Source organism: Marinomonas sp. 5E14-1 (genome assembly GCF_039939215.1).
GTDB lineage: Bacteria > Pseudomonadota > Gammaproteobacteria > Pseudomonadales > Marinomonadaceae > Marinomonas.
Window position 1 is genome coordinate 78981 of record NZ_JBDXMW010000010.1, and the last position, 14483, is coordinate 93463.

Here is a 14483-nt window from a genome sequence, read left to right on the forward strand (position 1 = left end):
CAATTTAAGTTTGCAAGTAATTTACCACACTCTCTAACTTTTCTACACGCTTGCAAGTGTCAGATTTTAAGAGAAAAAATGAATATATACAGTTCGAATGTCTTAATGTAATTCTATTGTCTTGAAAATAAAAATTCAGCGATTCACCAGAAGAAACTAACAGCCAATTCACATTCAGTGCTTTTAGCATCGACTGAATATTTTTAGGCGGTGGTCTTTTAAAAATTATCCAATCTATTTCATGCTGTAATAAGGATTGAGGCGTTAAAGAAGACATCGCATTTGGCGCCAAGATGTAGCGACCTTTGATATTGTCTCCCAAGTAACCATTAAACAGTAATTTACTCAAATCTCCTCCAGCCCAAGTATCCGTTATCAGTGAGTTAACTCTGTTTTTAACTGCCAAGATATTTGCTTTATTTTCTATCTGAATATCTGCTTTATGAAGGTGAAGCCACACAGGTGAAAACAACACACACCAAATCACCAGCACACTCAACATCCCTCTTTTTAAGGGGCTTTGATACACCCAATAAGCAACCAATAAGAGCATAATTGTTCTTGGAATGGTTGAGGAAAAGTGATCGAAATAAAAAACAGGGGCAGTAAAAGCGGCCCATTCCCAAAAGCCCTCAATGTAACCAAGACCGTAATCTAATATTTGATAACTGTGTAGGGTTCCAAAAATCAAAACCTCAAAGCAAGCCATCATTCCCCACGGAAACCATATAACGCCCGCTACAGGAATAAGGAAAACATTCATCAAGATGGAACTGCTTGAAATCCCTTCCTGCCAACCCAGTATCAGCACCATAGATGCCGTACTTAGCATCACTTGTAATATCAGCAGCCGAGATAATTTCGTGGATAGCTGACAGAAGCCAATCAATAAATACACCATACTAAATGACAACCACAGGCCAGGACTTAATATGGATCTTGGCTCAACCAATAATACAAGCCATAAAGCAAACGTAATGATGCCATAAGGAGACACTTTTAACGCCAACATACGAGCACACATATAAACACTTAACATGATCGAAGCTCTTATAACTGGCTCTCCCCAATTTGTTATATAAGCGAAAAACAATAATAGAGGCTCGATTATGACGAAATCACAGTGCCATCGACTTAAACCTGCCAATAACAATTTATCTGGGCAAAATTGCCAAACACATCGACTCAACAAACGGCCAATCACAAATATGAAGCCTGTATGCAAGCCAGAAACTACAAATAAATGCGCCAAACCTAAGACTCTAACAATCCAAGTGTCCCTTTCACTCCAAAGGTCATTCACCCCAAGCAACAAGGCCTTGGAAAAACGCCAAGATGAAAAGCCCTGCATTGCATTATCCAATCGGGCTAGCAGCCACTCTCTTGGCTCAGGGACGTTACTTATTTGCAACCTGTCAAGATCAGAGCTTTCAAAGCGAACGTCAATTTGAGCAAGCTTTCTTTCTACATACAGCTTACGTTGCCATGGCGTACCATTTTTTTCAGGCCAAATAACCTTTTTAATCACACCATAAATTAGAGGGTTGCCAAGACTGTTAAAAAACAGGTTATCGAAAGACGAAACAGGAATAAGATTGAAATGCTCAAATGTTTGGCGGGAGCCGTCTTTCAGGAAAAACACTAAATTAACGTCATACTGTCTTGCTTTATTATTTGCCTGCAAAACCTCTGTTGACCTTAAGTAAATTTCTTCACGCTCTACATTTACCCCAAGCTTTTGTCCTGAAAATAATGACAAAGGCTCTGTCGCCGAGAACTCATGAAAAACAATTGAAATAAAGGAGATAAGTGTCAAACATGTCACTATTAACCCTTTTATACGGATTAAGTAGAGACACACTAGAATGATATAAGTAGAATACAACCATAAATACTCTACTGGCACCAAAATGGCGCCCACGAAGATGGACAAACTACTTAGTAACATCAAGACCTCCATGTCTTAAAGTGCTAACTTATTTTTATCTGATTATGCCGAAAAATCATCTAAGAAAATTCATACCTAATCCAGAAAAGCTTAAAAAGAGTAAAGTCTTAGGTATTTTAGGCTCCCAGATTTATGCCGCCAATCTATGGCATTTAAACAGAAAATCTGTAGCAAGAGGTTTTTTTAACGGCTTATTTTGGGCCTTTATTCCCATGCCATTTCAAATGCTGGCATCTGCCCTTCTCGCTATCCCAATGCGTGCAAACATTCCATTGTCGATTGCACTCGTATGGATTACTAACCCATTCACCATGCCTTTTGTTTTTTATTTTAACTATAAGTTTGGCAGCTTTATACTAGGCACCCATGATAAGAAACATTTCAAACTGTCCATAGAATGGATATGGGACAAGATGGAGCACATCTGGCTTCCGCTTTATGTGGGCTCGGTCATGTCAGGCTTAATTGCTGGTGCGATTGGTTATGCTTTGATTATCATTTTATGGCGCTTTCATGTAATCAAGCGCTGGAAAGAACGTCAATTACGCGCGAAGAAATAAAAAAGGCCAAAGCAGTTAACCTCGGCCTAAAATAACAATTCAAGAGAAACACTTCCCTTCTCTAGCAATATCCAAACATGAATATCACTTTAAAGTCTGTAGTGCTCCTTTAGATAAACGATAAGCTGAATCCATCCAACCCAACATTTTTTCGTCGTGAGTCACAATAAGGAACGCCATGTTATAGGTGACTTTCAACTCATTGATCAAATTCTGAATATCCAATGAGGTCGTTTCATCTAAGTTACCCGTTGGCTCATCCATTAGGACAAAAGCCGGACGATTAGCCAAAGCTCGAGCAATAGCAACACGCTGCCTTTCACCACCTGATAATTGTGATGGTTTATGATGCAACCGATCCTTTAGACCAACTTGACTCAATAATTCCTCGCCTCGTTTCTTTGCTTCACTCTTATTTATCCCAGCAATCCACATGGGCATTAAGACATTTTCTAAAGCAGAAAACTCAGGCAACAAATGGTGGAACTGATAAACAAAGCCCATCTCAGAGTTTCGCATTTTAGAGCGCTTAGCGTCTCTCATACTAGACCAAGAAACTTGCGCTAGCTTCACATCCCCTGTCGTAGCTAAATCTAATCCAGCTAATAAATTCAAAAGTGTTGTTTTACCAGAACCAGACGCACCAACAATGGCACAGGCTTGGCCTTTAAGAAGTTTAAAATCAATGGATGTAAATACATCAATGGTTTGCTTACCGTCCTGATACTGTTTAGAAAGCGATTGGCATTCTAAAACGATGTCATTATTCATAACGCAATGCCTCCGCTGGTTCTACTTTTGACGCCCGCCAAGCCGGATATATGGTTGCAGCGACTGTCATAATAAAGGCCGATATTACAATCAATTCCACATCTGACCATTCAAGCTGAGAAGGAAGGTAATTAATAAAGTACACATCTGAACTTAAGAACTGAACGCCCAACAAGGTTTGAAGGCCAGCAATCATCTCACTGACATTTAAAGCAAGCGTAACACCTAAAATCACACCGATTAATGTTCCAAGCATGCCAATAAAGATACCCTGAACAATAAAAATCATCATAACTTGGCTGGATGTAAGCCCCATGGTTCTAAGAATGGCTATGTCGTTACGCTTATCCGTTACCACCATTACCAAGGTAGAAACGATATTAAAAGCAGCAACAGCAACAATCAGCAGTAATAACAAACCAATCATGGTTTTTTCCATTTGAATCGCTTGAAATAAATTTCCATGAGTTCGAGTCCAATCACTGACTCGGTTCTGACCAGGTACTTCTCTGGCAATATCCCAAATACGAGAAGAAGCTACAAACAAATCATCAAACGAAATACGCAGTGCTTCAACTGAATCCTCACCGTAACGCTTTAACTTCGCTGCATCTTGAATATTAATATAAGCCAAACTACTGTCTAATTCAGCACCCACTTCAAACGTTCCCACTAAGGTGAAGCGTTTTAAAACAGGCGCAACACCAACAATCGAAACATTGGCTTTAGGCAAGATCGCCGTAACTTTATCGCCAATCTGAACCCTGAGCATTTTCGCTAATTGAGCACCAAGCACTATACCAAATCGAGTGTCATTAAGTGCATTTAACGACCCAGAAGCCATGTTCTCATCAACAATTGAGACCTTCTTTTCCATTTCTGGATTGATGCCATTAAGAATTGCGCCGTGAACACTGGCACCGGATTGAAACATGACTTGCGCTTGAATATTTGGCGCGACACCAACAACATCTGGCATTTTACTGACAAGCTCTGCCGTTGATCGCCAATCTTCCAATTCCGGATTTCCCCACAAAGTAGCGTGAGGCACCATACCTAAAACCCGCTGACGTAATTCTCGATCAAACCCATTCATTACAGATAAAACGGTAATCAGCACCATTACACCCAGCGCTAGACCTGCGATAGAAGAAAAGCTAATAAACGAAATAAAATGATTTGAGCGTTTTGCTCGCGCATAGCGCAAACCAATCGCGATAGGTAGGAAATTAATCAATGTATATCCTTGCATGGCATTTGTTTGACAAAAAAGGGAGGAAAAAACCTTTCCTCCCTTATGGACAAAATCGCCAATCTAAAACTTAAGCGTCGAAATCGATGCCTATGCGACGACCAACATCTTCATAGGCTTCAATCACACCACCTAACCCCTGACGGAAGCGGTCTTTATCCAGTTTCTCTTTCGTTTCGGCATCCCATAAGCGACAACCATCAGGAGAAAATTCATCTCCAAGTACAACTTCACCTTTATATAGGCCAAATTCTAACTTGTAATCAACCAGAATCATGCCGCCTTCAGCAAAAATCGCTTTTAATACATCATTCACCTTGTATGTAAGCTCTTTGGCTTTAGCAAGATCATCAGTTTTCGCCCAACCAAATGACTCCACATGAGATTCGTTGATCATTGGATCGCCCAAGGCATCATCCTTAAGGAATAATTCAAACGTTGGTGGTGTTAAAGTAATGCCTTCTTCAACACCTAAACGACGACATAAGCTGCCTGCAGCGACGTTTCGAACAACACATTCAACTGGCATCATGTCTAAGCACTTAACCAACGATTCTGTATCACTCAACAGTTTTTCAAAGTGCGTAGGAATGCCTGCTTCCTGCAACTTTGTCATGATAAAAGCATTAAACTTGTTATTTACCATGCCTTTACGGTCAAGCTGCTCAATGCGCTTACCATCAAATGCAGAAGTGTCATCACGAAACACTAGAACCATTTTGTCAGGATCATCTGTACGAAATACAGATTTTGCCTTACCTGCATACAGCTCTTGTCGTTTTTCCATTGGAAAATCTCCGATTATGAGGGGTTAATCTATTTTACTTTAAAAAACGTTGTACCAAATGGAACGAAGTCACTTCAGGAAAATCCATTGAAGAAACATCAATCACTAAGAAATCACCTGCTTTTTGGTGTGTAATTTCATAAGAGTATTCACGCTTGTCCCAATTTACATCGTCTAAATTACGACGATATACATTGAAGAGTTTTTGCTTCTCGCCATTTCCAGTTGGAATATTAAAGTCAATAATATCACCAATACGAGCAACGTCTTCAGGCTTCACTGGAGCAATTTTGCTTTCAGCGTCAGGCATGATGTAAAAACCAGCGGTTTGAAGTCGTGCTTCCAATTCTGCAGCGGAAAGTTTTTTGTTCAAACGAACCGCGAAAATACCGCGGTGGTTGACCCAAACAGGGAAATCAGATGTATCACCACGATTAGACAAATACGCCGATGATTGATTCAGCTGACGACCAATTGTCCCCCACAAACGTACTGCGATTGTGTATGTGTCATCGCTTACTTTTGGCGTCATCCAATCACTTGGTTCCGCATCACCTTCTTGCTCATGACGAAGCTGCATAGTGACAAGGGTTTTACCTTCTACTTCGCTAAACTTAAATGAGAAGACAGATTGGTCAGGATACACTCGTGTTATTTTGCTCCACAATGACGCCCACCAACCTTGTGGGTCAAAATCAAAAGGAACAGAAATAATTTCATCTTCTGTTTGAGAACGGACTGATTGACCAGCGCCATACAGTGCCGCGAGGAAATCTGAAACAATGCGTTTTGTTTGTGCTTTCGATGCAGGAACAAGCCATTCAATCGACTGCTCAGTTTCAGTCATTCCAACGGCAACCATTGGATAATAAATAAACTGAGCTCTTGGCGTTTCAAAAGGTGTAACAGACTCTAAATCAGCAATTCTGTCTTCATTCGGAATGACTAATGCATCTTTCGATGGCAAAGAGCCTTCAGGCGACTGCAACGAATTAGAAACCGCTCTTTCATTTTGATAATCATTAGAATGGTCCGTATAGAAAAGGCTACAACCAGACAATAGAGCTAAGAAGCTAATTTGGGAAAGGATTAATAAGATTTTTTTCATACTAACAAAACTCCAGCTTGGACCATAGATTCTCTAACAGCAGAATGATATTGCTCAGAAAGAGGGGTTAATGGTAAACGAATACCTTCACTACACAAGCCCAATTGGCTGCAGGCCCATTTCACAGGAATAGGGTTCGATTCTAAGAATAAGTTCTTATGCAATAAAGCAGCCGTAGCGTCTATTGCTTTCGCCTGCTCTGCATCACCTAATAATGAAAATTCCGCCGCTTTTGCAATGATTTTTGGTGTAACATTGGCCGTTACGGAAATATTACCTTTACCGCCCAATAGCATAAGCGCAACAGCAGTAGGATCATCGCCAGAATAAACGGCAAAATCTTCTGGTACAGCGTTAATCAAAGCCTCGCCACGCTCTAGATTTCCAGTAGCATCTTTTACTCCGACAATGTTTCTAATAGCAGACAATCTAACAACCGTGTCATTTTGCATATCACACATCGTACGACCAGGAACATTATAAAGAATTTGAGGAATATCTACGGCATCAGCGATGGCTTTAAAATGCTGATATAAGCCTTCTTGTGTCGGCTTGTTGTAATATGGCGTCACAAGCAAACACGCATCAGCGCCGGCTTCTTTAGCACGTCGAGTTAAATCTATTGCTTCATGTGTCGCGTTGGCACCTGTTCCTGCAATTACAGGAACTCGGCCGTTTACAGTCTTAACAACCTGACGAATAACATTGGCATGCTCTTCATGAGTCAATGTTGAAGATTCACCGGTTGTGCCTACGGCAACGATGCCGTGGGTACCTTCGTTGATATGAAACTCTATAAGATCATCTAATTTTTTAGTATCTACAGCGCCATCTGGTGACATGGGTGTGATAAGCGCAACTAAACTACCTGTGATCATTTCGAGTCTCCGATAAAATTATAAACGCGCCTATAGTAACGCCCAGACTCCGCTTTAACAATAATTGAGAGGCGTAAAGCGAGCGTAAATGGGGAAGATTTTTCAATCGAGAAGATTTTTGCCTTATGTCTTGCTAAGCTAATAATATTTCAATCGTTTTTTAAAAAATTTTCATTAAAAAAGAGTAATTTTATGACTATCGAAGTAGGACAAATCGCTCCAGATTTTACCGCCAAAGACCAAAATGGCGACTCAATTACATTGAGCCAGTTCAAAGGTAAAAAAGTGGTTTTATATTTTTACCCAAGAGACAACACCCCCGGCTGCACAGCCCAAGCCTGCGACTTACGTGATCACTACCAAACTTTACTAGACCAAGGCTTCATTGTTCTTGGTATCAGCACAGACACAGAAAAGAAGCACCAGAACTTTATTGCTAAATATGATTTACCTTTTCCATTAATCGCCGACACTGAAAAAGAAGTTCATGAATTGTATGGCACATGGCAACTAAAAAAGTTCATGGGGCGCGAATCAATGGGAACAGTAAGAACCACTTTTATCATTGATAAAGATGGTAAAATCGAAGAAGTTATTAGCAAAGTAAAAACCAAAGAACACGCCGCACAGATTCTTAAGTAAGCTTTCTTATGATTTTCAAACAATGACATCAAACAAAAAGGTTCAACCATGATTGAACCTTTTTTATTCTCTTTTCTTTATTTTAAAAGACCAATCATTGTCTCGTTAAACGATCGTTACCCAAAGCTACGGGCTCAGAAGACCGATAAGGGTTAATATCCAACCCACCTCTTCTCACATAACGAGCATAAACCGTTAAGCTTTCTGGTTTACATCGGCGCATGATGTCGATAAAAATTCGCTCCACACATTGTTCATGAAAGTCCGTATGTTCACGGAACGAAACAATGTATTTCAATAAGCTTTCATGCTCAATTTTTGACCCTTTATAATCGATGGAAACTGAACCCCAATCTGGTTGATTTGTTACTGGGCAATTGGATTTTAGCAAATGACTGACCAAACGCTCTTCAACTATTCCTTTCCCAATAGTTAGTAGATCTGCATTCGGATGATATTCATTCACTTCAACATCCAGCTCATCAATACAATAATCTGGCGTCAATACAACCAAAGAAGAGACTGATTCAAGGTTTCTGATAATCACTGTCACATTGGCTTTTGCAGCCTTTGACAAATCTTTTTCAAGTAGAGCTTGAACTTCTTCAACAGAGTCATATCGCATTTGATTAAGTGAATTCAAATACAACTTAAAAGACTTAGACTCAATAATATTTGGCGAATCGCAAGGTAAACGAAACTCAGCCAAAGCCACAACTGGTTTGCCTTTTAGATTCAACCATGACACTTCATAAGCATTCCAAACGTCTTCACCATAGAAAGGTAATCGCTCAGATTCAATATCCATTTCCCGCCACTTATCCACCCTTGCGATAGGGTAAAGCAAACTTGCATCATATTCAGAAACATACTCAGTTTGCTGACCTAAAGGTAAAAAACCCATACTATACTTTCCTCAATTACGAATGCCTTTGCCCTGATTCAGTAAACGCAAGCTATACCAAAACAACACAGCGATAGATACACCAATAATGATCAATGCCCAGTAAACATTGATATCTGACACACCAAGAACCCCATAACGAAAAGCGTTAACCATATAAAGCACAGGATTCAAAAGAGAGACCGATTGCCAAAAATTTGATAGCAGATCAATAGAATAAAAAACACCTCCAAGATAAGTTAGCGGCGTTAAAATAAAAGTAGGAACAATCGACACATCATCAAAACTCTGAGCGTAGATCGCATTCACAAAACCACCTAACGAAAACATAATCGCTGTTAAACACACAACAAATATCGTCATAAACACATTTTCTAGCGATAAATGAGTGAAAAACAACGACAAAACAGTTACAACTAACCCAACCAATAAACCACGCGCAACACCGCCCAATACATACCCAACTAAAATGACCCAATTAGGCGTGGGCGACACAAGCAGCTCTTGAACACTGAGCTGAAACTTAGCCGAGAAAAACGACGACGAGACATTCGAGTAAGAGTTCGTGATAACCGACATCATAATCAGACCCGGAACTATGTACTCCATATAACTGAAGCCGCCCATTTGGCCAATTCGATCGCCAATCAAATTACCGAAAATAGCAAAATACAATGTCATGGTAATCGCAGGCGGCAACAATGTTTGCGGCCAAATACGAGTAAAACGACGAATCTCTTTGATTAAAATAGTATAAAAAGCAATCCAAATTTCTGAGTTTTTCATCTAATTAGCCTTTGATTAATTTCACGAAGAGCTCTTCGAGTCGATTGGATTTATTACGCATACTTAAAACATTAATCGACATCTTATCCAATGCGTTAAAAATCGTGTTCAATGACTGCCCTTTTACCACCTCAATCTCCAGAGAAGTCGCATCTTTAGAGGTTGAAATAGCAAAGCCTGATAATGTCCAATTTTCTGGCAAACTAGCATCAAGATCTAAAATGAAAGTTTCTTGATTTAGCGTTTTAAGCAACTTTTTTACACTTGTGTTCTCAACAATCTCTCCGGCATTAATAATGGCGATATTGTGACACAACTGCTCAGCTTCTTCTAAATAGTGAGTCGTTAAAATAATCGTCGTCCCTTGTTCGTTTAGCTGCTTAATGAATTCCCACATAGAGCGACGAAGCTCAATATCCACACCCGCTGTTGGCTCATCAAGAATCAGCACTTCAGGCTCATGTATTAACGCCCTAGCAATCATCAAGCGACGTTTCATACCACCAGATAACATACGGGATTGAACATTTCTTTTTTCCCATAAATCTAGTTGTTTTAAATACTTTTCAGCACGTTCAACCGCTACTGAGCGACTAATGCCATAAAATCCAGCTTGAGTAACCACAATATTGAATACTGTCTCAAAAACATTAAAATTGAACTCTTGAGGAACAACACCTAAATGCTTTTTAGCAGTTGCAAAATCTTCATCTATATCCGTGCCAAAGATGGACACCTTGCCCGACGTTTTATTCACCAAAGAACACAGAATTCCAATCGTTGTTGACTTACCTGCACCATTAGGTCCAAGCAAAGCAAAAAAATCACCTTTATTTACTTTTAAGTCCACGCCTTTTAATGCTTCAAACCCACTTTCATAACGTTTTTTAAGGTCACTAATTTCAATTGCATATGTCATAATTAACACTCTCGTACGGCGATGCCGACTAATATAATTATTTACTTAATAGGGTTTTACGTGGAATCACGCACACAATATATACTTGATGCCTTTGCTGATTTACGACAGCGAATTGCAGAGCACGCTCCTTTTGATCAAACAGACTTAGCAGAAGAGGAGCTGGACTTTCTAGAAAAATGGGATCTGTTAATCAAAGATATTGAAGCAAACACTCACGATTATACTTTTCAAGCCCAAGAGATACTGTCACGTTTTATAAGATGCTACGCCAATTTAGTCCCACTGATTAAACGAGAGCTTTTATGGTTCAACGGTGGTGAATGCTTGCATTTCTTAGGTGATGAAGAAATCACGCTTTATCAAGAAATGGAAGAGCGTTTATACGAACTAGATAGCCAAAATAAAAGCTACAACATTTCCGAAGAAATTAATGCTCTGCGCGGCACACCCACTCAAATCCATTAATACATTAAATGGGCGGCTGACTGCATCCGCCCATTTACACCTTAATCGACCTTTTTGAAGACTAAAGTTCCGTTTGTACCACCAAAACCAAACGAGTTATTCAATACAACATCGATTTTTCGTTTCTGCGGTGTTCCTGGCACATAATTCAAATCGCAGCCTTCGCCCTGCTCTTCTAAATTAATCGTCGGTGGAGCCACCTGATCTCGAATAGCCAAGATCGAGAAAATAGACTCTACAGCGCCCGACGCACCAAGCAAGTGACCAATCATTGACTTGGTCGAACTGATTGCAACATCCGCGGCATCTTCAGCCATCAAAGATTTCACCGCCTGAGTTTCTGCTAAATCTCCTGCAGGAGTAGATGTACCATGAGCGTTTATATAATCAATATGCTCAGGTTTTAGATCAGCATCTCTTAATGCGGCACTCATTGCCGCTGCTGCACCTTCACCACCTTCTGGCGGCGCAGTCATGTGGTGTGCATCATCGCTCATACCAAAACCAGCAAGCTCTGCGTATATTTTTGCACCACGAGCAACAGCATGCTCATATTCTTCTAAAACTAAAATTCCAGCACCATCTCCCATTACAAAACCATCTCGGTCTTTATCCCATGGGCGACTTGCTGTTTTAGGATCATCATTGCGAGTAGACAGTGCTCTAGCTGCGCCAAAACCACCAATACCTAAAGGAGTAATTGCCATTTCGGCACCACCAGCAATCATGACATCAGCATCGCCATACGCAATCATGCGTCCAGCCATACCAATATTATGAGTACCTGTTGTACAAGCAGTCACAATAGAAATATTAGGGCCTTTAAAGCCAAAGCGTATTGCGACATGACCAGAAATCATATTAATAATCGCGCCTGGTACAAAAAAAGGAGAAATACGTTTTGGGCCCGATTCATTCAATAGCTCTAGGTTTTTCTCAATCATTGGCAAACCACCAATGCCTGAACCTATCGCACAACCAACACGGCTTAAATCTGTTGTGGCCGCATTTAGGTTAGCGTCCTCTAATGCTTGCACAGATGCGGCAATGCCATATTGAATAAAAAGATCCATTTTGCGAGCTTCTTTTACACTCATATATTGAGTGGCATCAAAATCATGCACTTGAGCTGCAAAACGAGTGGAAAATTGGCTAGCATCAAAACTGGTGATCTCTGACACACCACTTTTGCCTTCTAATATGTTATCCCACGTATCTTTCACATTATTGCCAAGGGGTGTCACCATTCCCATACCTGTGACTACAACCCGACGACGAGACATAAGACTCCTCCAGCCATTCGCCTTCAATTCTGAAGAGCTATTAATAAGAAAAGCCGCTGTAATAGAATACAAGCGGCTTTTCGGGAAACTCAGTAAACCAATATCTTACAAGTTAGCGTTGATGTAGTCGTTCGCTGCTTGTACAGTAGTGATTTTTTCAGCTTCTTCATCAGGAATCTCAGTATCAAATTCCTCTTCAAGAGCCATAACCAACTCTACAGTGTCTAGGGAATCTGCACCTAAATCATCAACAAAAGATGCAGAAGCAATAACGTCTTCCTCTTTAACACCTAGTTGTTCACATACAATTTTCTTAACGCGTTCTTCAATGCTACTCATTAGAAGTTCCTACTTTACTCATTAACAGCTCAGTGTGAGCAATTATAATATTCGATAACCTAAAAGGCATGATTCTATACATCAACCGGAGACGTATTTTCGTTGAATTAAATATAAAATTCAACTCAAATTACGACATATACATACCGCCATTGACATGTAATGTCTCACCGGTGATGTAAGCAGCGCCTTGCGACGCTAAAAATGCGACAGCAGCCGCAATTTCTTCTGGTTGACCAAGGCGCGAAGAAGGTACTTTTTCAACCAATTTCGCTTTGTGCTCTTCTGGAAGCACCTTAGTCATATCCGTTTCAATAAATCCCGGAGCAACACAATTTACTGTAATACCACGAGATGCAATTTCTGCAGCCAAAGAGCGACTAAAACCTTCTAGTCCAGCTTTTGCAGCAGAGTAATTTGTTTGCCCGCCGTTACCCATAGAGCCAACAACAGAACTAATGCTAATCACACGACCAAATTTTGCCTTGGTCATGCCACGTAGGCAAGCTTTTGTGACACGAAATACTGAAGTAAGGTTAGTGTTAACTACTTGTTCCCACTCATCTTCTTTCATTCGCATCATAAGGTTGTCACGAGTAATACCCGCATTATTAACCAAAATTGTTGGCGCGCCAAATTCTGCAGCAATTTCTTTTACAACAGTATCAACAGATTCACTTGATGATACATCTAGAACCCAACCTTTGCCTTTATCGCCTAAGTATTCGCTAATACTCTGCGCACCAGACTCGCTTGTAGCCGTACCAATCACAGTAGCGCCCTGCTCAACCAAAGCTGTTGCAATTGCTTTACCTATGCCACGAGTAGCTCCAGTTACTAGAGCGATTTTCCCTTCAAGACTCATTTTTGTCTCCAACAATTAATTCAAACAATTGTATCAATATCAATTAAGCAGATAGAGCCGCTTCAAAACCAGATAAATCACCTAAAGAAGAGGCAGCAAGACCTTTAACGATTCGCTTATTCAGTCCGCTCAATACTTTACCTGGGCCGCATTCTAGAGTTTCAGTTACACCCAGTTCAGAAAGCAAGATAACAGACTGAGTCCATAATACAGGCTCACTTAATTGAGCAACCAAGTTTGCTTTAATAACTTCTGGGTCTGATACAGCCTGAGCGGTCACATTTTGCACCAACACACAAGAGGGCGCATTGAATTCGATGGAGTTCAACTTTTCAGCCAACTTTTCGCCTGCAGGTACCATCAATTCACAATGAGAAGGAACACTAACAGGAAGTGGTAATGCACGCTTAGCGCCAGCTTCTTTAGCATTCGCCATTGCTGCTTCAACTGCTGAAACATGACCTGCGATAACCACCTGCCCAGGAGAGTTAAAGTTAACTGCACTAACAATACCCTCCGCTGCAGAACAAGCCGCTACAACTTTATCGTCATCTAATCCGATGATCGCCGCCATTGCCCCTTCACCTGCCGGAACCGCTTGCTGCATGTATTCACCGCGCAATTTAACAAGCTCAACAGCATCACTGAACGCCACGACACCAGAACATACCAACGCAGAATATTCACCTAAACTATGACCAGCAACATAATCAGGCTTAGCACCACCTTGTTGCTCCCAAAGACGCCACAAAGCAACGCTTGCCGTTAGAAGAGCTGGCTGAGTCTTATCGGTTTGACTCAACTTTTCAGCGTCATTTTGCACAAGATCCCATAAATCGTAACCAAGCACAGCTGATGCTTCCGCAAAAGTCTGCCCTATTACATCATGCTTTTCAGCTAAATCAGACAACATCCCTAACTGCTGAGAACCTTGCCCCGGAAAAACAAACGCTAATTTAGTACTCATTTAATC

General features: G+C 40.6%; 16 protein-coding genes. 3 read left to right on the plus strand and 13 right to left on the minus strand.

The genetic code is table 11. The features are described 5' to 3' along the window. Positions 1-4: 4 nt before the first annotated feature. A complete protein-coding gene (locus tag ABFY09_RS10670) occupies positions 5-1948 on the minus strand; it encodes a ComEC/Rec2 family competence protein (protein WP_347984304.1) in 1944 nt (647 codons plus the stop codon). Between the two features lie 20 nt (positions 1949-1968). Between ABFY09_RS10670 and ABFY09_RS10675 the strand changes: the two genes are divergently transcribed. Beyond that, the gene (locus tag ABFY09_RS10675; RefSeq protein ID WP_347984305.1) at positions 1969-2508 is read left to right on the plus strand and encodes a DUF2062 domain-containing protein; all 540 of its coding nucleotides are present in this window, start codon (positions 1969-1971) and stop codon (positions 2506-2508) included. Positions 2509-2592: 84 nt separating this feature from the next. Here ABFY09_RS10675 and ABFY09_RS10680 read toward each other — a convergent pair whose 3' ends face one another. From ABFY09_RS10680 to dapA, 5 genes are all read right to left on the minus strand, one after another. Continuing rightward, positions 2593-3279, minus strand: a complete 687-nt coding sequence (locus ABFY09_RS10680; RefSeq protein WP_347984306.1) for an ATP-binding cassette domain-containing protein — start codon at positions 3277-3279, stop codon at positions 2593-2595. After that, positions 3272-4516, minus strand: coding sequence for a lipoprotein-releasing ABC transporter permease subunit (locus tag ABFY09_RS10685; RefSeq protein WP_347984307.1), 1245 nt, complete (start codon positions 4514-4516; stop codon positions 3272-3274). The genes ABFY09_RS10680 and ABFY09_RS10685 overlap by 8 nt, the downstream gene beginning before the upstream one ends. An 85-nt stretch (positions 4517-4601) precedes the next feature. After that, positions 4602-5318, minus strand: coding sequence for a phosphoribosylaminoimidazolesuccinocarboxamide synthase (gene purC, locus ABFY09_RS10690; protein ID WP_347984308.1), 717 nt, complete (start codon positions 5316-5318; stop codon positions 4602-4604). 34 nt (positions 5319-5352) lie between these two features. Continuing rightward, complete coding sequence (locus ABFY09_RS10695) at positions 5353-6426, minus strand: hypothetical protein (protein WP_347984309.1); 1074 nt, start codon at positions 6424-6426, stop codon at positions 5353-5355. After that, the gene (dapA, locus tag ABFY09_RS10700) at positions 6423-7304 is read right to left on the minus strand and encodes a 4-hydroxy-tetrahydrodipicolinate synthase (protein ID WP_347984310.1); all 882 of its coding nucleotides are present in this window, start codon (positions 7302-7304) and stop codon (positions 6423-6425) included. The genes ABFY09_RS10695 and dapA overlap by 4 nt, the downstream gene beginning before the upstream one ends. 192 nt (positions 7305-7496) lie before the next feature. On the opposite strand from dapA, the gene bcp reads away from it, so the two are divergent. Beyond that, on the plus strand, positions 7497-7946 hold the full coding sequence (gene bcp, locus ABFY09_RS10705) for a thioredoxin-dependent thiol peroxidase (protein ID WP_347984311.1): 450 nt from the start codon (positions 7497-7499) through the stop codon (positions 7944-7946). 94 nt (positions 7947-8040) lie between these two features. Here bcp and queF read toward each other — a convergent pair whose 3' ends face one another. From queF to ABFY09_RS10720, 3 genes are read right to left on the minus strand one after another with little or no spacing between them, the layout of a single operon-like run. Further along, entirely contained in the window at positions 8041-8850 is an 810-nt protein-coding gene (gene queF, locus ABFY09_RS10710) for an NADPH-dependent 7-cyano-7-deazaguanine reductase QueF (RefSeq protein ID WP_347984312.1), read from the minus strand. 12 nt (positions 8851-8862) lie between these two features. Then, the gene (locus ABFY09_RS10715; RefSeq protein WP_347984313.1) at positions 8863-9636 is read right to left on the minus strand and encodes an ABC transporter permease; all 774 of its coding nucleotides are present in this window, start codon (positions 9634-9636) and stop codon (positions 8863-8865) included. Positions 9637-9640: 4 nt separating this feature from the next. Further along, the gene (locus tag ABFY09_RS10720) at positions 9641-10555 is read right to left on the minus strand and encodes an ABC transporter ATP-binding protein (RefSeq protein WP_347984314.1); all 915 of its coding nucleotides are present in this window, start codon (positions 10553-10555) and stop codon (positions 9641-9643) included. 60 nt (positions 10556-10615) lie between these two features. Between ABFY09_RS10720 and ABFY09_RS10725 the strand changes: the two genes are divergently transcribed. Continuing rightward, on the plus strand, positions 10616-11023 hold the full coding sequence (locus ABFY09_RS10725) for a PA2817 family protein (RefSeq protein WP_347984315.1): 408 nt from the start codon (positions 10616-10618) through the stop codon (positions 11021-11023). Between the two features lie 41 nt (positions 11024-11064). Here ABFY09_RS10725 and fabF read toward each other — a convergent pair whose 3' ends face one another. The 4 genes from fabF to fabD form a co-directional block, all read right to left on the minus strand. Continuing rightward, complete coding sequence (gene fabF, locus ABFY09_RS10730) at positions 11065-12306, minus strand: beta-ketoacyl-ACP synthase II (protein WP_347984316.1); 1242 nt, start codon at positions 12304-12306, stop codon at positions 11065-11067. A 105-nt stretch (positions 12307-12411) separates the two neighbouring features. Continuing rightward, on the minus strand, positions 12412-12645 hold the full coding sequence (acpP, locus tag ABFY09_RS10735) for an acyl carrier protein (RefSeq protein ID WP_347984317.1): 234 nt from the start codon (positions 12643-12645) through the stop codon (positions 12412-12414). Between the two features lie 130 nt (positions 12646-12775). Next, a complete protein-coding gene (fabG, locus tag ABFY09_RS10740) occupies positions 12776-13510 on the minus strand; it encodes a 3-oxoacyl-ACP reductase FabG (protein WP_347984318.1) in 735 nt (244 codons plus the stop codon). 43 nt (positions 13511-13553) lie between these two features. Beyond that, positions 13554-14477, minus strand: coding sequence for an ACP S-malonyltransferase (gene fabD, locus ABFY09_RS10745; RefSeq protein ID WP_347984319.1), 924 nt, complete (start codon positions 14475-14477; stop codon positions 13554-13556). Positions 14478-14483: the final 6 nt, after the last annotated feature.

Excerpts from the sequence above, each read along its gene's own strand:
- ABFY09_RS10670 (WP_347984304.1), bottom strand. The coding sequence starts at position 1,948 with ATGTTACTAAGTAGTTTGTCCATCTTCGTGGGCGCCATTTTGGTGCCA.
- ABFY09_RS10680 (WP_347984306.1), bottom strand. The coding sequence starts at position 3,279 with ATGAATAATGACATCGTTTTAGAATGCCAATCGCTTTCTAAACAGTAT.
- purC (WP_347984308.1), bottom strand. The coding sequence starts at position 5,318 with ATGGAAAAACGACAAGAGCTGTATGCAGGTAAGGCAAAATCTGTATTT.
- ABFY09_RS10695 (WP_347984309.1), bottom strand. The coding sequence starts at position 6,426 with ATGAAAAAAATCTTATTAATCCTTTCCCAAATTAGCTTCTTAGCTCTA.
- dapA (WP_347984310.1), bottom strand. The coding sequence starts at position 7,304 with ATGATCACAGGTAGTTTAGTTGCGCTTATCACACCCATGTCACCAGAT.
- bcp (WP_347984311.1), top strand. The coding sequence starts at position 7,497 with ATGACTATCGAAGTAGGACAAATCGCTCCAGATTTTACCGCCAAAGAC.
- queF (WP_347984312.1), bottom strand. The coding sequence starts at position 8,850 with ATGGGTTTTTTACCTTTAGGTCAGCAAACTGAGTATGTTTCTGAATAT.
- ABFY09_RS10715 (WP_347984313.1), bottom strand. The coding sequence starts at position 9,636 with ATGAAAAACTCAGAAATTTGGATTGCTTTTTATACTATTTTAATCAAA.
- ABFY09_RS10720 (WP_347984314.1), bottom strand. The coding sequence starts at position 10,555 with ATGACATATGCAATTGAAATTAGTGACCTTAAAAAACGTTATGAAAGT.
- fabF (WP_347984316.1), bottom strand. The coding sequence starts at position 12,306 with ATGTCTCGTCGTCGGGTTGTAGTCACAGGTATGGGAATGGTGACACCC.
- acpP (WP_347984317.1), bottom strand. The coding sequence starts at position 12,645 with ATGAGTAGCATTGAAGAACGCGTTAAGAAAATTGTATGTGAACAACTA.
- fabG (WP_347984318.1), bottom strand. The coding sequence starts at position 13,510 with ATGAGTCTTGAAGGGAAAATCGCTCTAGTAACTGGAGCTACTCGTGGC.
- fabD (WP_347984319.1), bottom strand. The coding sequence starts at position 14,477 with ATGAGTACTAAATTAGCGTTTGTTTTTCCGGGGCAAGGTTCTCAGCAG.